The sequence below is a fragment of the Actinomadura sp. GC306 genome (genome assembly GCF_004348665.1).
Classification (GTDB): domain Bacteria; phylum Actinomycetota; class Actinomycetes; order Streptosporangiales; family Streptosporangiaceae; genus Spirillospora.
Genome location: NZ_SMKM01000147.1, coordinates 1 through 16,104, shown reverse-complemented (window position 1 = coordinate 16,104; position 16,104 = coordinate 1). Strand labels below are relative to the sequence as shown.

Here is a 16,104-nt window from a genome sequence, read left to right as displayed (position 1 = left end):
CCTTCCTCGACCCGCGGCGGCTCCGTCCCCGCCGACGATGTCGCCGCCGCGGGTCGAGGAAGGGAGGCGCTAGATGGACCACGGGCTCGTCAAACGCCTCCGCCAGGAGGTCGGCGACCGGCTGGCGCAGCAGCGCAGGCTGGACGCCGCCAACGGGCTGCCGCCGATGACCGGCGAGGACGAGCGGCAGTTCGCCCGCGCCCTCATCGGCCAGGTGCTGGAGGAGTTCGCCCGCGGCGAGATCACCTCCGGGCGCCGCCCGCCGAACGCCGAAGAGGAGGAGGCGCTCGCGGCCGGGGTGCACGCCGCGCTGTTCGGCGTCGGCCGGCTCCAGCCGCTGCTGGAGGACCCCGAGATCGAGAACATCGACATCAACGGCTGCGACCGCGTGTTCATCGGCTACGCCGACGGGCGCGAGGTCATGGGCGAGCCGGTCGCCGAGAGCGACGAGGAACTCGTCGAGCTGATCCAGATCCTCGCCGCCTACAGCGGGCTGTCGTCCCGCCCGTTCGACACCGCGAACCCGCAGCTCGACCTGCGGCTGCCGGACGGCTCCCGGCTGTCGGCCGTGATGGACGTGACGCTCCGCCCGGCGCTGTCGATCCGGCGGGCCCGGCTCGGCAAGGTGTTCCTGGCCGACCTGGTCGGGAACGGCACGTTCACCCAGGAGATCGCGCAGTTCTTCGGCGCCGCCGTCCGCGCCCGCAAGAACATCATGATCGCGGGCGCGACGAACGCGGGGAAGACGACGCTGCTGCGCGCCGTCGCCAACGAGATCCCGCCGAACGAGCGGCTCATCACCGTGGAGCGCGCCCTGGAGCTGGGCCTGGACGCCTTCCCCGAGCTGCACCCCAACTGTGTCGCGTTCGAGCAGCGGCTCCCGAACTCCGAGGGGCAGGGCGCGATCTCGATGGCGGAGCTGGTCCGCCGGTCGCTGCGGATGAACCCGTCCCGGGTGATCGTCGGCGAGGTGCTCGGCGACGAGATCGTCACGATGCTGAACGCGATGACGCAGGGCAACGACGGGTCGCTGTCGACGATCCACGCGAACTCGTCGGTGGAGGTCTTCAACCGCATCGCGACGTACGCGATCCAGTCGGAGGAGCGGCTGCCGGTCGAGGCGACGCACATGCTGATCGCCGGCGCGATCGACTTCGTCGTGTTCATCGAGAAGCGCAACGAGTACGCCACCGGGGGCCGGCTGCGGCGCTACGTCTCCAGCGTCCGCGAGGTCACCGGCGTGGACGGGCGCGTCCTGTCGTCGGAGGTGTTCGCCCTCGGCCCCGCCGGGTTCGCGGTGCCGAGCGCCCCGATCGCGTGCGCCGCCGAACTCGCCGACCACGGCTACGACCCGTCCGGAGGTGCCTGGTGAACGGCCCGGTGAGCGGCGGGCGCGCGGCGGATCACCGGGGAGGGCGCTGATGTACGCGCCGGACGTGCTCCTCGCGATCCTCGCGGGCGCCGTGGCGGGCGGCGGGCTCCTGCTGCTGCTCGTCGCGCTGCGCGGGCTGCCGCCGCGCACCCGGCCGGCCCGGGGCCGCAGCCGCGAAGAGCTGGTCAAGACGTTCACCACCCGCACCGCCGTGGCCGCCGTCGTCGGCGTCCTGGTCCTGATCGTGACCCGCTGGCCGATCGCCGCCGCCGGCACCGCCGCGCTCGTGCTCGTCTGGAACGGCCTGGTCGGCGGCGCCGCCGAGGAGCGCCGCGGCATGGCCCGGCTGGAGGCCCTCGCCGGCTGGACGGAGTCGCTGCGCGACACGATCGCGGGCGCGGTCGGCCTCGAACAGGCGATCCCCGCCTCGCAGCGCGCCGCCGCACCCGCGCTGCAGCAGCCGCTGCGCGACCTGGTCGACCGGCTGCACACCCGCGTCCCGATGCCGGAGGCGCTGCGCCGGTTCGCCGACGACATCGACGACCCGTCCGCCGACCTGGTGGTCGCCGCGCTGATCCTGAACGCCAAGCTCCGCGGCCCCGGGCTGCGCGACATGCTGAGCGCCCTCGCGAACTCGGCCCGCGCCGAGCTGGACATGCGGCGCCGCGTCGAGGCCGACCGGCGCTCCACCCGGCGCAGCGTCCGCATCGTCGTCGCCGTCTCCGTCGGGACGGCGCTGGCCCTCGCCGTGTTCAACCACTCCTACGTCGAGCCGTACGACGACCTCCTCGGCCAGCTCGTCCTGTGCGTCGTCGTCGCCCTGTACGGGGCGGCGTTCCTGTGGCTGCGCCGCCTGTCGAAGTACGAGCTGCCGGGCCGGTTCCTCAGCGAGCCGCGCCCGGCCGCCCAGCCCGGCGTGCCCGGCGAGGTGCCGAGCACCGTGGCGGGCTGGCAGGGCGGCGGAGGCGGCCCCGGCCCGGACGGCGCGTCCGGCACGCGCGGCTCGCAGGAGCTGCCGCTGCGCGGGCGGCACGCCACGAACGCGGGCGGGGACGCGGGAGGGGGTGCCGCCCCGTGAACGCCGCGATGATCGCCGGCGCCGTCGTCGGCTTCGGCCTGTACGTGCTGGTCCGGGCGCTGTTCCCGGCCCGTCCCGGCCTCGCCGCGCGGATGGCGGCGCTCGACGCGGCCCGCCGCCAGGACATCGCGGAGCAGCAGGCCGGGCGGCCGGGCGGCGCGGCGCCGGCGGGGCGGACCACGTCCCCGACGATGGAGCGCGTCGGCGTGCTGCGCGCCCGGCTCGGCCGGGAGCTGGCGCGGTTCTACGAGTCGCGCGGCTGGAAGCTCCGCTCGGTGCGCGCCGACCTCGCGATCACCGGGCGGTCGCTGGAGGCGTTCCTCGCCACGAAGTTCCTGCTGCCCGCCGCCGCGCTGCTGTTCATACCGCTGATCGCCGCGTACTTCGCGCTGCTCGGGCTCGGCTCGTCCGTCGCGGTCCCGGTGTGGATCTGCGTGCTGTTCGCCGCGCTGTTCTTCTTCTTCCCCGACATGCAGCTCCGGCAGGAGGCGCAGGCCCGCAGGCAGGACTTCCGGCACGTCGTCGGCGCGTTCCTCGACCTGGTGTCGATGAACCTCGCCGGCGGGCGCGGCGTGCCGGAGGCGCTGCTGACCGCCTCGAACGTCGGCGAGGGCTGGGCGATGCACCGCATCCGCGACGCGCTCGCCAACGCCCGCATCACCGGCCAGACGCCCTGGCAGTCGCTCGGCCGGCTCGGCGAGGAGCTCGACATCGCCGAGCTGCGCGACCTCGCCGGCGCGCTCGCCCTCGTCGCCGACGACGGCGCGCAGGTCCGCAAGTCCCTCGCCGCCCGCGCCGCGTCGATGCGCAGCCGGGAGCTGTCGGAGCTGGAGGGCAAGGCGGGCGAGCGGTCCCAGTCGATGCTCGTCGCGCAGCTGTTCCTGTGCGCCGGATTCCTGATCTTCCTGGCCTACCCGGCCCTGATGAGGGTGCTCGCCTCATGATCCCCGACCCCGCCGCCGTGCCGGCCCCATGGAGGTACCGCTATGAACCCGCACAACCCGCTGCACGACCCGTCCGTCGTCTACCTGCGCGCCGTCCTCGGCGCCCGGCTCGCCCGGCTGCGCTCGGACGAGGAGCGCGACCGGGGCGCGTCCGCGATCGAATGGGCGATCATCACCGCGATCCTGGCGCTGCTCGCGATCACGATCGGCGCGGTCATCACCAGGAAGGTGACCGACAAGGCCAACACCATCAACACCGGCTGACCGGGCCGGGGGCCGACTCCGGCGCGTCCTCGATGGAGTGGGCGCTGCTGACGCCGGTCCTCATCCTGCTGATGCTCGTCGTCGTGCAGTTCACGATGGTGTTCCACGCCCGGCACGTCGCGCTCGCGGCGGCGCAGTCGGGTGCGCGCGTCGCGCGGACCGCGCCCGTCGGCGGCGGCTGGCAGGACGCGGCGACCGCGAAGGCCGCCGGGGACGTCCGCGAGATCGGGCCGGAGCTGCTGAGCGGCCTCAGCGTCCGCGCGGGGGAGTCCGGCGACCAGCGCTGGGTGGAGGTCAGCGGCGAGGCGGTGACCGTCGTCCCGTTCATGACGTTCCGGGTGTCGCAGCGCTCCCAGGGGCCGATCGAGTGCTTCCGCCCCGACGTCGGCGAAGGGCTCGCGTGCGAACCGGGGGCCGGCTGATGAGACGCGGGGACCGCGGGTCGATGTCGCTGGAGATGGTGCTGGTCACGCCCCTGTTCGTGGGGTTCCTGCTGTTCCTCGCCGGCGCCGGCCGGATGGTGGACGCCAAGGGCCAGGTGGACGGCGCCGCCCGGGACGCGGCGCGCGCCGCGTCCATCGCCCGCAGCGCCCCGGCCGCGCAGCGCCTCGCCGCCGACACCGCCGCGGCCGGCCTCACCAGCGCCGGCTGGTGCGCGGGCGGGCCCGGCGTGACGACCGACGTGTCCGCCTGGGGGCCGGGCGGCCGGGTCGGCGTGACGATCACCTGCGACGTCGACCTCGGCGACCTGTCGTTCATCGGGCTGCCCGGCACCAAGCGCCTGCAGGGCCACGCGATCGCGCCCGTCGACACCTTCACCTACCGCGGGACGGACGCCGGCGGCGCCGACGACCCCGGGAGCGCGCCATGACCGCCCGCCAAGCCCGTGACCCGCGCGGCGACCGGGGCACGATCGCGCTGTACACGGTGCTGTTCACCCCCATCGTCTTCGTGCTGGCCGGGCTGCTGGTCGACGGCGGGCTCGCCATCCACGCGCGGCAGCGCGCCGCCGACATGGCCGAGCAGGCCGCCCGCGCGGGCGCGAACCAGATCGACACCGACGCCCTGCGCGCCACCGGCGAACCCGTCCTCGACCCGGCGCGGGCGCGCGCGGCGGCCTGCGCGCTGCTCGCCGATCACCGCGACCAGGTCACCGCGTCGCAGTGCGACGCCGACGAGCAGGAGGTGGCGGTGAACGTGCAGATCACCGTCCGGCCGCAGCTGCTCGGGATCATCCCGGGCCTCGGCGAGTTCCGGATGACGTCCGGGGCGACGGCCCGTCCCGTCACGGGAGGGATCGACCCGTGAGCGCGAGGCGAAACCGGCCTACGATGTGGGCGACGTCCAGGGACCGGCGAACGGTGGGGGCGCGATGGTGACGCGGCAGGCTCGGCGGACACCGGACCGGGGCGGCAGGCGGCCCGGCGGAGGGCACCGCAGCGCGGGCGACGTGCTCGCCGGCATCGGCGCGATCATCGCGCTGGCCGTGCTGGTGGCCGGCGTCCCGGCCGCGCTCGTCGTCCTGTTCGGCTCACCGCTGCCGGACACCGTGCCGACCACGGCGGACCTCACGCAGCGGATCGGCCCCGGCGCGCTCATCGGCATCCTCGTCGCGCTGGTATGGCTCGCCTGGCTCCAGTTCACGGCGTGCGTGGTCGTCGAGGTCTACGCGGGGATCCGCGGGGTGGGCGTGCCCGCGCGGGTGCCGCTCGCCGGCGGGACGCAGTCGCTGGTGCACCGGCTCGTCGTGGCCGCGCTGCTGCTGTTCACCGCCACCACCGCGATCATGCCGGCGCTGTCGGCCGGGGGCCTGTCGCAGCACCCGCCCGCGCAGGCCCAGTCGCAGGACTTCCGCCCCGTCGCGGCGACCGTGCCGGAGCGCACCGCCGCGACCCCCGGCACCGACCGGGCGTCGGCGGACCTCGCCGCCGAACCGATGCGGACGGCCGACACCACGAAGATCTACCGGGTGCAGCCGCCCGAGGGACGCCACCACGAGAGCCTGTGGGAGATCGCCGAGAAGTGCCTGGGCGAGGGCCGCCGCTACAAGGAGATCTTCGCCCTCAACAAGGGCCGCGTGCAGCCGGACGGGACCCGGCTGACCATCGCCAGCCTCATCCGGCCAGGCTGGATCTTGGAGATGCCCGCGGACGCCAAGGGCGCGAAGGTCATCCCCGCGGGGGAGCTCGACGAGTACTTCCGGTACGGGCACCCCGCCCCGGACCGGCCGGAGCGGCCCGCGAAGCCGGAGCCGCCGCGGGAGACGGAGAAGCCGCGGCCCCCGGCGTCCCAGGCACCGCCCACGGCCGCGCCCACCGCGCCGCAGCCCACCGTCCCGCAGCCGACCGCTCCGGAGACCCAGCCGACCGCGCCAGAGCAGCAGGCGCCCGAGAAGCCGGCGCCCGAGAAGCCGGCCCCGGAGCAGCAGGCCCCGGAGCAGCAGGCGCCTGAGAAGGAGGCGCCGGCGCAGCCGCCCGTCCACGGCGGCCCGTCCGGCGAGATGGACGGCGACGCCGAGAGCGGCGGCGCGTCCGTGCCCGGCCAGGGGGACGACACCGGCGGGACGCTCGACCTCGGCTGGCCGCACGGCCTCGCGGCGGCCTCGCTGCTCGCCGCCGGGCTGGTCGTCGCGCTCGGTCGGCGCCGCCGCGTCCAGCTCTGGCACCGGGCGTTCGGCCGGATGATCGTCCGGCCGGAGGGGGCGGCGGCCGAGGCGGAGCGGGCGCTGCGGCTCGGCGCCGACGACGAGTCCGCGCGGCTGCTCGACCTCGGCCTGCGGCACCTGTCCAAGTCGATGGCGGCGGGCGGCCGCACCCTCCCGACCATCTACGGGGTGCATCTCGGCACCCCGCACGCCGGGCCGGGCAGCCTCGACCTGTGGATCGCGCCCGCCGACCGCAATCCCCCCGCGCCGTGGCAGGCGTTCGACGACGGCCAGGTGTGGCGGCTGCACAGCGAGGCGCTGCCGGAACTGGAGGCCGCCGACCTCGGCGACGTCCTCGCCCCCTACCCGGGCCTCGTGTCGATCGGCACCAACGACAACGGCCGGATCCTGGTCGACCTGGAGGCCGCGCACGGGCTCATCGCGCTGCGCGGCCCCGACGACGTCCGCCGCGCGGCGCTGTCGGCGATCGCGATGGAACTGGCCACCAACCGCTGGTCCGACCACATGCGGATCACGCTCGTCGGGTTCGACGGGGAACTCGGCGAGGGCCTGGCGGAGATCGCCCCGGACCGGGTCCGGGCCGTGCCGACGCTCGCCGACGCGCTGCCCGAGCTGGAGGGGCGCGCCGAGGAGGTGCGGCAGGCGCTCGCCGCGTCCGGCGTCGACTCGGTCCTCACCGGGCGCTGCCGCGGCGTGTTCGGCGAGGCGTGGATGCCGCACTACCTGATCATGGCGAGGCAGCCGTCCGAGCGGGAGGCGGACCGGCTCGTCGCGCTCGCCCGCACCGGGACCCGGATGGCCGCCGGCTACCTCGTCCCCGGCGACGTGCAGGGCGCCACCTGGACGTGGGACGTCGACGAGGGCGGCCGCCTCCAGGCCGGCGTGCTCGGTTTCGACGTCGACGCGCAGCTCGTCGCCGACGACGACTACCGCGGCGTGTTCGAGCTCTTCCGGGCGGCGGGCCGGCTCGACTCCGCCGAGCTGCCGGGACTCGCCGGCGGGGCGGAGCCGCCGAGCGCGCACGAGTCGTCGGTCGACATCCGGCTGCTCGGCCCGATCGAGGTCGCGGCGCCGGGCCCCATGGACGACGACCGCCGCGCGCTGTGCACCGAGCTGCTGGTGTATCTGGCGGCGCACCCGGAGGGCGTCCACCCGACGGTGCTGTCCGGCGCGATCTGGCCGCGCGGCACGACTCCCGCGGTCCGCGACGCGTCCGTGGCGCGCGTGGCGGACTGGCTCGGCCGCGACGCGCGCGGCCGCCCGAACCTCTACACCGACGAGCGCGGCCGGATCCGGCTCGGCTCGGAGGTGCGGGTCGACCTCAACGTGTTCCGCTGGCTGGTGTGGCGGTCGGCGGCGGAGCCCGGGTCGGAGACGGCGTACATGGCCTACGCGCTCGACCTCGTCCGCGGCCCGCTGCTCGCCGACCGCCCGCGCGGCCGGTACGCGTGGCTGGCCGACCACGACCTGGAGTACGAGGCGTCCGCGCGGGTCATGGACGTCGCGCACCGGCTCGTCGTGCTGCGGCTCGACGAGGGCGACGCCCGCGGCGCGGTGAGCGCGGCCCGCGCCGGGCTGCGGCTCGCCCCCGACGACGAGGGCATGTGGCGCGACCTGCTCCGCGCGACCCACGCGACCGGTGACGTGGCCGAGCTGCGGGTCGTCGTGGACGAGCTGCGCACCCGCGTCGCACGCGACCCGTACTTCGACCGGCTCCAGCCGGAGACCGAGTCGCTGGTGGAGGAGCTGCTGCCCGGCTGGCACAGCGTCAGCACCCGCTGACGCGGCCGGACGCGGCGGCTACCGGTACAGGCCCGTGCCGCCCAGCGAGAACCGGCCGGGCTGCGGATGGACGGCCAGGCCCGCCGGGCGCCCCGCGACGCGGACCTTCCGCACGACCCGGCCCGTCCGGGTGGAGACGGCGTAGACGAGGCCGCGGGGGTCGGCGAGCCACAGCGCCGACCCGTCCCGCGACATGCCGCCGGGGATCGGCGTGCCGCCGCCGGGCAGCGGCCAGCGGGACGCGACCCGCCGGGTGCCGAACCGGACGGCGGTGAGCGTCCCGCCGCCCACCACGAACAGGCGCCGCGCGTCGCGGCCGACCGCCAGCCCCCGCGCGCCGGGCGCGGTGCGGACGAACCCCCGCACGGCCAGCCGCCCGGCGTCCACGAGCCAGACGCCGCCCCGCACCGGATCGGCCACGTAGAACAGCGTCCCGTCCGGCGACAGCCGCAGGTCGCCGGGGCGCGCCCCCGCCGGGAGCCGGACCGTCGCGGAGACGCGGCCGGTCGTGAGGTCCACGCGGGTGAGCGCGCCGGCGGAACCGCACGTCGCCACCAGCGCCGACCCGTCCGGCGTGAAGTCGGCGTACCCGGGGGTGCACGGCAGCCGGACCGACCCCTTGCGCCGCATCGTGCGCGGGTCGCGAACCTCGACGCGGGACGGCCGATGCGCCAGCACCAGCGCGTGCCGGCCGTCCGGGGAGAAGTGCAGTGCGGCCGGGGACCCGGCCTGCACCGGGCGGCCGCGCACCCCGCCGAGCGGCCCGAACCGGACGAGCGTGCCGCGTGCGGGATCGGTGGCCCAGAGGCGCCGCAGGTCCCAGGACGGCACGACCCGCGAGGCCGCCGCGCCGGTGTGCAGCCGCCCGACGGTCCGCATCGTGCCGGCGTCGATGACGTCGATGGCCCGCCCGTGCGCGACGTAGAGCCGCGCGGGCACCTCCCGCGCGTGCGGGGCCATCATTCCGGGCCCGGTGGCGGCGTAGACGTGCCCGCCCGCCGGCACCAGCGGGACCTCGCCGGGGACGCGGTCACCGCTTCTGCGGGCTTCGGCGTCGGGTTGTGCGCTCAGGTACGGCGCCGGGCCGCCGAGCCCCAGGACCGGGCCGTCCGGGGAGCCCTCCCCGGGCCGGTGGAACGGGACCGGCGACTCGCATCCGGCCAGGACCCCGCCGGCCACCACGGCGCAGGTGAGCACGGCCCACGGGCGCATCGCCCGTGATCGTCCTGCCCGGCGTCCCTGCACGGCCCTCCCCTCACCAGGCGGGGACCTTACCGGGGGACGACCGTCCGTGTCCGGTCAACCGCGAAACGTGGTCACGCCACCGGACGTGGGGGCGGACGCGCGGCCGGACGCGGGTGGGACGGGCGCTAGTCGGACTTGCCGAAGCCGATGCCGAACTCGCGGTACACGCGCTCCCAGAAGCCGTCCCGCAGCCAGGTGCGGGCCTCCTGGTAGGGCCGCAGCGAGGAGCCCAGCTCCTTCTCGGCCTCGATCAGCAGCTCCTTGTCGATGACCGGCGGCAGGATCGGGCCGGGCAGCAGGTCGCGGATGTTGTCCCGCCCCCGCTCGAAGATCCACTTCTGGGCGACGTGCTCGCCGATCTCCAGCATGTGGTCGCGGTCGGGCCCGAGCTTGCCGTCGCTGGTCGCGGGCGCGGAGTGCATCGACGCGGCCACCGTCGCGGGCGTCGCCCCGGCCGGGACGGTCACGGCGGTGCGGACGCCCGGCGTCGGCTTCACCGCCGGGGGGCGCCCGGCGAAGACCTGCGACGGCGACGGGACGGGGCTGGTGCGCTGCGCGGCGGCCGCGGCGTCCCGGACGGCGGCGGCGCTCCCCGGCGCGGGGACCGGCAGCACCTTCGCCTTGGTGAAGTAGGGGCGCAGGAAGTCGGCGGGCAGCACCTCGACCGTGTCGGACTCCCACACCAGCCACTCGGCCTGGTTGGAGCCGTGCGTCGGCTCGACCCCCCACAGATGCACGCGCACGCCGTAGCGCTGGGCGGCCTCGACGGCGGGCAGCATGTCCTCGTCGCCGGCCAGCAGCACCGCGTCGGTGATGGCGCGGTGCCGGGCGAGGGCCTCCAGGTCGGCGCGGAGCTGGGCGTCCACGCCCTTCTGCTGGCCCTGGGCGTTCAGGTTCCCGAGCCGCAGCTTCACCAGCGGCAGGTTCGCGATGACGCGCTGGTCGACGGTCGGCTGCCGCTTCGGCGCGGCGTCGAACCAGTACACCCGCAGCAGCTCGCCGAGCAGCTGGTCGTCGGCGTGGCTGGTCAGCGCCTTGATGAGCTTCTCGGCGGCGACGCGGTACTCGCGCCTGGACCCGCAGCTCAGCAGCAGGGCACCGGAGGCCGCGTAAAGGTACCCCGCGTCGACGAAAATCGCGTACCGCGCGGGCTGGGGAACGAACTCCGAGGTGGCCATGGCCTTCCACCTTATTCGTGCCGGGCCGCCCCTGGGTGTGAACCGCCGTGACAACGTCGTGCCGGGAACCCGGCGGGCCGCCCGCGCGACATCGCGTCGCGCGGGCCGCCGCAGGTGGTGGGGGAGGGTGCGGGCCTCGGGGTCAGTGCGGCAGGGCGCTGGCCCGCCACGCGCCCGCGCCGCGCGGCCGCAGGTCGTCCGCGAGCGTCGCGCGGACCAGCCGGGAGCGGTCCGACCAGCGCGACGGCCGGGCACCGCCCGCGGCGGCCCCGCCGCCGTCCCGGGCGGCGGCGGCCGCCCGGGCGCGGGCGGTCAGCACGGCCACGAGCGCCGCGATCTCCGCCGGCCCCGGGTCGCCCCGGACGATCTGGAGGAAGGGCTTGTCGTCAGCGGTCACGGATTCTCCTGACCTTCTGGGAGGGTCGGGTCAGAGCGGGATGTTCCCATGCTTCTTGGGCGGCAGCGTCTGCCGCTTCTCGCGCAGCGCCCGCAGCGCCCGCACGACCTGCCCGCGCGTCTCCGACGGCTTGATCACGTTGTCGATGTAGCCGCGCTCGGCCGCGACGTAGGGGTTGGCGAGCGTGTCCTCGTACTCGGTGATCAGCTCCGCGCGGCGGACGTCCGGGTCGTCCGCGGAGGCGAGCTCCCGCCGGTACAGGATGTTGACCGCGCCCTGCGCGCCCATCACCGCGATCTGCGCGGTCGGCCACGCCAGGTTGATGTCGGCGCCGAGGTGCTTGGAGCCCATGACGTCGTAGGCCCCGCCGTACGCCTTCCGCGTGATGATCGTGACCAGTGGGACGGTCGCCTCGGCGTACGCGTACAGCAGCTTCGCGCCGCGCCGGATGATCCCGTTCCACTCCTGGCCGGTGCCGGGCAGGAAGCCGGGGACGTCCACGAACGTCAGCACCGGCACGTTGAACGCGTCGCACGTCCGCACGAACCGCGCGGCCTTCTCCGAGGCGTCGATGTCGAGCGTCCCGGCGAGCTGCATCGGCTGGTTGGCGACGATGCCGACCGAGCGGCCCTCGACCCGGCCGAACCCGACGATGATGTTCGGCGCGTACAGCTCCTGGACCTCGAGGAACTCGCCGTCGTCCACGACGTGCTCGATGACGGTCTTCATGTCGTACGGCTGGTTCGGCGAGTCCGGGATGAGGGTGTCCAGCTCCTCGACGAGCTCCGCCGGGTCGACGGGGACGTCGAACGCGGGCGCGTCGGAGAGGTTGTTGGACGGCAGGTACGACAGCAGCGCCTTGACGTACTCGATCGCGTCGTCCTCGTCGGACCCCTGGTAGTGCGCCACGCCCGACTTGGAGTTGTGCGAGTGCGCGCCGCCGAGCTCCTCGAACGTGACCTCCTCGCCGGTCACCGTCTTGATCACGTCGGGGCCGGTGATGAACATGTGCGAGGTCTGGTCGACCATGACGATGAAGTCGGTGATCGCCGGGGAGTACACGGCGCCGCCCGCGCACGGCCCCATGACCAGCGAGATCTGCGGGATGACGCCGGACGCGTGCACGTTCCGCTTGAAGATCTCGGCGTACAGGCCGAGCGCGACCACGCCCTCCTGGATCCGCGCGCCGCCGGAGTCGTTGATGCCGATCACCGGGCAGCCGGTCTTGACCGCGTGGTCCATGACCTTGCAGATCTTCTCGCCGAAGACCTCGCCGAGGGAGCCGCCGGAGACGGTGAAGTCCTGGCTGAACACCGCCACGGGACGCCCGTCGACCGTGCCGTACCCGGTGACGACGCCGTCGCCGTAGGGGCGGTTCTTCTCCATGCCGAAGTTCGTGGAGCGGTGCCGCGCCATCTCGTCGAACTCGACGAACGAGCCGGGGTCGAGCAGCGCGTCGATCCGCTCCCGGGCCGTCATCTTGCCCTTGGCGTGCTGCTTCTCCACCGCCCGCGCCGAGCCGGCGTGCACGGCCTCGTACCTGCGCCGCTCCAGGTCCGCGATCTTTCCCGCCGTGGTGTGGACGTCGTACTCCACCGGGGGTTCAGGGGCTTCCGTCGCCATGCGGGCCAGGGTAACCGGACACTGATGCCGCCGATGCGGGCGGGGGCCGCTCTCCGGGTCTGGTTACGCTGGGGCGGGTGGCTACGAAGACGCGTGAGACCTTCCGGCAGGACCTGCCCGAGCCGCTGCGCCGCGACGTGCGGCTGCTCGGCGCGATGCTCGGCGACTCCCTGGTGGAGTACGGCGGCCAGGGGCTGCTGGACGACGTCGAACGGCTCCGCCAGGCCGTGATCGCCGCCCGCCGCGGCGAGGCGTCCGGCGCGGAGGCCGCCGCCATCGCCGACGGGTACCCGCTGGAACGTGCCGAGCAGGTCGCCCGCGCGTTCACCGTCTACTTCCACCTGACGAACCTCGCGGAGGAGCACCACCGCATCCGGACGCTGCGGGAGCGCGACACCGGCGACACCGTCCCCGGCTCGGTCGCGGCCACCGTCGAGCACATCCGCGCCACCGGGGACGCCGACCTGGACGGCCTCGTCGACGGCCTGGAGTTCCGGCCCGTCTTCACCGCCCACCCGACCGAGGCCCGGCGGCGCGCCGTCGTCACCGCGATCCAGCGCGTCAGCGACCTGATGACGCGGCTGGACGGCGCGCCCGGCGCGTCGGAGCGCGCGGAGATCGAGCGCAGCCTCCGCGAGGAGATCGACCTGCTGTGGCGGACTGCCCTGCGCCGGACCACCAAGCTCGACCCCCTGGACGAGGTCCGCACCGCGATGGCCGCGTTCGACGAGACGCTGTTCCGGGTCGTCCCGCACATCTACCGCGCGCTGGACCATGCCCTCCTCGACGGGGCGCTCGACGGGGGCCGCACCGGCACCCGCCCGCCGAAGGCGCGGCCCTACGTGCGGTTCGGCAGCTGGATCGGCGGCGACCGCGACGGCAACCCCTACGTCACCGCGCAGGTCACCCGCGAAGCGATCATGATCCAGGCCGACCACATCCTGCGCGCGCTGGAGAACGCCTGCGCGCGCATCGGCCGGGAGCTGACCGTCCACGAGACGACCACGCCCGCGTCGGCGGCGCTGCGCGACCTCCTCGCCGCCGCCCGCACCGCGCACCCCCGGCTGCTCGCCGGGATCGCCAAGCGGTCGCCCGGCGAACCGCACCGCCAGGTCCTGCTGCACGCCGCCGCCCGGATCGCCGCGACCCGCGAACGCGACGCCGACCTCGCCTACGGCTCCCCGGACGAGCTGCTGGCCGACCTGCGCACCGTCCAGGACTCCCTGGCCGGGGCGGGCGCCGCCCGGCAGGCGTACGGGCGCGTCCAGCAGCTCGTCTGGCAGGTCGAGACGTTCGGCTTCCACCTCGCCGAGCTGGAGATCCGGCAGCACTCCGAGCTGCACGAGACGGCGCTGCGGGAGCTGGCCGCGGGCGGGCCGCGATCGGAGATGACCGAGGAGATCCTCGAAACCCTCCGCGTCATCGCGTGGATCCAGGGCCGGTTCGGCGTCCGCGCCTGCCACCGCTACATCGTCTCGTTCACCCGCTCCGCCGAGGACGTCGCGAACGTCCACGAACTCGCCGCGTCCCTCGGCGAGCAGGCGCCCGTCCTGGACGTCATCCCCCTCTTCGAGACCGGCGAGGACCTCGAACGCGCCCCGTCCGTCCTGGACGGGATGCTGGCGATCCCGGCCGTGCGGCGCCGCCTGGACGACACCGGCCGCCGGCTGGAGGTCATGCTCGGCTACTCCGACTCGGCCAAGCAGCTCGGCCCGGCCAGCGCCACCCTCCGCCTCTACGACACGCAGGAGGCGCTCGCCGCGTGGGCGGCCCGCAACGACATCAGGCTGACGCTGTTCCACGGCCGCGGCGGCTCCCTCGGCCGCGGCGGCGGCCCCGCCAACCGCGCGATCCTCGCGCAGGCGCCCGGCTCGGTCGCGGGCCGCTTCAAGGTCACCGAGCAGGGCGAGGTCATCTTCGCCCGCTACGGCCAGCGCGAGATCGCCAGGCGGCACGTCGAGCAGGTCACCAGCGCGGTGCTGCTCGCCTCGACCGGCGCCGTCCAGGACCGCGCCCGCGAGGCAGCCGCCCGCTACCGCCCGCTCGCCGACAAGATCAGCGAGGCGGCCGAGGCGGCGTTCCGCTCGCTCGTCGAGACCGCGGACTTCGCCGCCTGGTTCTCCCAGGTCAGCCCGCTGGAGGAGATCTCGGGGCTGCGCATCGGCTCCCGCCCCGCCCGCCGCAAGGCGGCCCGCGGCCTGGAGGACCTGCGCGCCATCCCGTGGGTCTTCGCCTGGACGCAGACCCGCGTCAACCTCCCCGGCTGGTACGGCCTCGGCAGCGGCCTCGCCGCCGTCTCCGCGGACGGCCGCGACCTGACGGCGCTCCGCGAGGCGTACGAGTCGTGGCCGCTGTTCAACACCCTCCTCGACAACGCCGAGATGAGCCTGGCCAAGTCGGACCGCGCGATCGCCGAGCGCTACCTGGCGCTGGGCGACCGCCCGGAACTCACCGATACCGTCCTCGCCGAGTACGACCGCACCCACCGCCTCGTCCTGGCGGTGACGGGCCACGACCGCCTGCTGGAGAACCGCCGCGTCCTGTCCCGGGCGGTCGAGCTGCGCAACCCGTACGTGGACGCCCTCTCCCACCTGCAACTACGAGCCCTCACGGCCCTCCGCGCAGGCGTGACCGACGACGAGGAGCGCACCCACCTCGAGGCGCTGCTCCTCCTCTCAGTCAACGGCGTGGCCGCCGGCCTGCAGAACACCGGCTGACCCGGATCAGGACGGCCAGACGGGGTCGCGCTTCTCGGCGAAGGCGGCGATGCCCTCGCGGCGGTCGGCGGAGGCGGCGGCGGTGCGCCAGGCGTTCTCCTCCAGGTCGAGCCCCGCGTCGAGGCCGACGCCGTTGCCTTGGCGGAGGGCGCGCTTGGCGGCGCGGACGGCCACCGGCGAGTTCTGCGCGATCACCTTGGCCAGTGCCAGCGCCTCATCACGCGCCGCCCCCGCCGGAACCTTCCGGTCGGCGAGCCCGATTTCGACGGCCTCGTCCACATCCAGTCGGCGGCCGGTGAACACCAGGTCGGCGGCCTTGGCGGGGCCGAGGCGGCGCAGGGCGAGCTGCGTCCCGCCGCCGCCGGGCACGAGCCCGACCCGCACCTCGGGCAGCCCGAACACGGCCGTCTCGTCCGCCACGATCAGGTCGGCGGACAGCGCGAACTCGCAGCCGCCGCCGAGCGCGAACCCGTGCACGGCCGCGACGACCGGCTGCGGCAGGTTCAGGACGCCGCCGAACGCGGCGCGGAACACCGGCCGCTGGGCCATGATCTCCGCGTCGGTCATCGCGTTGCGCTCCTTGAGGTCGGCGCCGACGCAGAACGCCCGCTCGCCGGCGGCGCTCAGCACCACCGCGCGGACCTGGTCGTCCGCCGCCACCTCCGCGCACACGCTGGCGAGCCGCCGCGCCATAGCCGTCGACAGCGCGTTCAGCGCCTCAGCCCGATCCAGCACGATCTCCGCAACGAACCCGTCCCGCCGCAAGCCCACACCATCCATGCCCCGACCCTAACCCCCTCCCCTTTCCCGTTGACTTGCGGCGTGTTGTTGTTATGGAG

Annotated in this window: 14 protein-coding genes; 9 read left to right on the top strand and 5 right to left on the bottom strand. The window is 75.0% G+C overall.

From position 1 onward, the window contains the following. The first annotated feature begins 73 nt into the window (after window positions 1-73). From E1200_RS20300 to E1200_RS20265, 8 genes are all read left to right on the top strand, one after another. Window positions 74-1,372: an ATPase, T2SS/T4P/T4SS family gene (locus E1200_RS20300; RefSeq protein ID WP_131953629.1), complete on the top strand. Its 1,299-nt coding sequence runs from the start codon at window positions 74-76 to the stop codon at window positions 1,370-1,372. Between the two features lie 49 nt (window positions 1,373-1,421). Continuing rightward, a complete protein-coding gene (locus E1200_RS20295) occupies window positions 1,422-2,450 on the top strand; it encodes a type II secretion system F family protein (RefSeq protein WP_131953628.1) in 1,029 nt (342 codons plus the stop codon). Continuing rightward, the gene (locus E1200_RS20290; RefSeq protein WP_207933452.1) at window positions 2,447-3,394 is read left to right on the top strand and encodes a type II secretion system F family protein; all 948 of its coding nucleotides are present in this window, start codon (window positions 2,447-2,449) and stop codon (window positions 3,392-3,394) included. The genes E1200_RS20295 and E1200_RS20290 overlap by 4 nt, the downstream gene beginning before the upstream one ends. Window positions 3,395-3,436: 42 nt before the next feature. Then, entirely contained in the window at window positions 3,437-3,658 is a 222-nt protein-coding gene (locus E1200_RS20285) for a hypothetical protein (protein WP_131953627.1), read from the top strand. 32 nt (window positions 3,659-3,690) lie between these two features. Next, the gene (locus E1200_RS20280; RefSeq protein WP_243708713.1) at window positions 3,691-4,080 is read left to right on the top strand and encodes a TadE/TadG family type IV pilus assembly protein; all 390 of its coding nucleotides are present in this window, start codon (window positions 3,691-3,693) and stop codon (window positions 4,078-4,080) included. Next, window positions 4,080-4,529 (top strand): TadE/TadG family type IV pilus assembly protein, encoded by a 450-nt coding sequence (locus tag E1200_RS20275; RefSeq protein WP_243708712.1) that lies wholly within the window; start codon window positions 4,080-4,082, stop codon window positions 4,527-4,529. The genes E1200_RS20280 and E1200_RS20275 overlap by 1 nt, the downstream gene beginning before the upstream one ends. After that, window positions 4,526-4,966, top strand: coding sequence for a pilus assembly protein TadG-related protein (locus E1200_RS20270; RefSeq protein ID WP_131953625.1), 441 nt, complete (start codon window positions 4,526-4,528; stop codon window positions 4,964-4,966). The genes E1200_RS20275 and E1200_RS20270 overlap by 4 nt, the downstream gene beginning before the upstream one ends. Window positions 4,967-5,030: 64 nt before the next feature. After that, on the top strand, window positions 5,031-8,105 hold the full coding sequence (locus E1200_RS20265) for a bacterial transcriptional activator domain-containing protein (RefSeq protein ID WP_131953624.1): 3,075 nt from the start codon (window positions 5,031-5,033) through the stop codon (window positions 8,103-8,105). An 18-nt stretch (window positions 8,106-8,123) separates the two neighbouring features. Here the strand turns inward: E1200_RS20265 and E1200_RS20260 are convergent, their stop codons facing one another. The 4 genes from E1200_RS20260 to E1200_RS20245 form a co-directional block, all read right to left on the bottom strand. Next, a complete protein-coding gene (locus tag E1200_RS20260) occupies window positions 8,124-9,317 on the bottom strand; it encodes a YncE family protein (RefSeq protein ID WP_131953623.1) in 1,194 nt (397 codons plus the stop codon). 158 nt (window positions 9,318-9,475) lie between these two features. Next, window positions 9,476-10,528, bottom strand: a complete 1,053-nt coding sequence (locus E1200_RS20255; RefSeq protein WP_131953622.1) for an NYN domain-containing protein — start codon at window positions 10,526-10,528, stop codon at window positions 9,476-9,478. Window positions 10,529-10,670: 142 nt separating this feature from the next. Next, complete coding sequence (locus tag E1200_RS20250; RefSeq protein ID WP_131953621.1) at window positions 10,671-10,925, bottom strand: acyl-CoA carboxylase subunit epsilon; 255 nt, start codon at window positions 10,923-10,925, stop codon at window positions 10,671-10,673. Window positions 10,926-10,955: 30 nt separating this feature from the next. After that, a complete protein-coding gene (locus E1200_RS20245) occupies window positions 10,956-12,548 on the bottom strand; it encodes an acyl-CoA carboxylase subunit beta (RefSeq protein ID WP_131953620.1) in 1,593 nt (530 codons plus the stop codon). Between the two features lie 77 nt (window positions 12,549-12,625). Here E1200_RS20245 and E1200_RS20240 point away from each other — a divergent pair, with 77 nt between their 5' ends. Beyond that, window positions 12,626-15,265, top strand: coding sequence for a phosphoenolpyruvate carboxylase (locus E1200_RS20240; RefSeq protein ID WP_131953619.1), 2,640 nt, complete (start codon window positions 12,626-12,628; stop codon window positions 15,263-15,265). 6 nt (window positions 15,266-15,271) lie between these two features. Here E1200_RS20240 and E1200_RS20235 read toward each other — a convergent pair whose 3' ends face one another. Further along, the gene (locus tag E1200_RS20235) at window positions 15,272-16,045 is read right to left on the bottom strand and encodes an enoyl-CoA hydratase-related protein (protein WP_131953618.1); all 774 of its coding nucleotides are present in this window, start codon (window positions 16,043-16,045) and stop codon (window positions 15,272-15,274) included. Window positions 16,046-16,104: the final 59 nt, after the last annotated feature.

Coding starts and splice junctions, on each gene's coding strand:
- E1200_RS20300 (WP_131953629.1), top strand. CDS start 74: ATGGACCACGGGCTCGTCAAACGCCTCCGCCAGGAGGTCGGCGACCGG.
- E1200_RS20295 (WP_131953628.1), top strand. CDS start 1,422: ATGTACGCGCCGGACGTGCTCCTCGCGATCCTCGCGGGCGCCGTGGCG.
- E1200_RS20285 (WP_131953627.1), top strand. CDS start 3,437: ATGAACCCGCACAACCCGCTGCACGACCCGTCCGTCGTCTACCTGCGC.
- E1200_RS20280 (WP_243708713.1), top strand. CDS start 3,691: ATGGAGTGGGCGCTGCTGACGCCGGTCCTCATCCTGCTGATGCTCGTC.
- E1200_RS20275 (WP_243708712.1), top strand. CDS start 4,080: ATGAGACGCGGGGACCGCGGGTCGATGTCGCTGGAGATGGTGCTGGTC.
- E1200_RS20270 (WP_131953625.1), top strand. CDS start 4,526: ATGACCGCCCGCCAAGCCCGTGACCCGCGCGGCGACCGGGGCACGATC.
- E1200_RS20265 (WP_131953624.1), top strand. CDS start 5,031: ATGGTGACGCGGCAGGCTCGGCGGACACCGGACCGGGGCGGCAGGCGG.
- E1200_RS20260 (WP_131953623.1), bottom strand. CDS start 9,317: ATGCGCCCGTGGGCCGTGCTCACCTGCGCCGTGGTGGCCGGCGGGGTC.
- E1200_RS20255 (WP_131953622.1), bottom strand. CDS start 10,528: ATGGCCACCTCGGAGTTCGTTCCCCAGCCCGCGCGGTACGCGATTTTC.
- E1200_RS20245 (WP_131953620.1), bottom strand. CDS start 12,548: ATGGCGACGGAAGCCCCTGAACCCCCGGTGGAGTACGACGTCCACACC.
- E1200_RS20235 (WP_131953618.1), bottom strand. CDS start 16,045: ATGGATGGTGTGGGCTTGCGGCGGGACGGGTTCGTTGCGGAGATCGTG.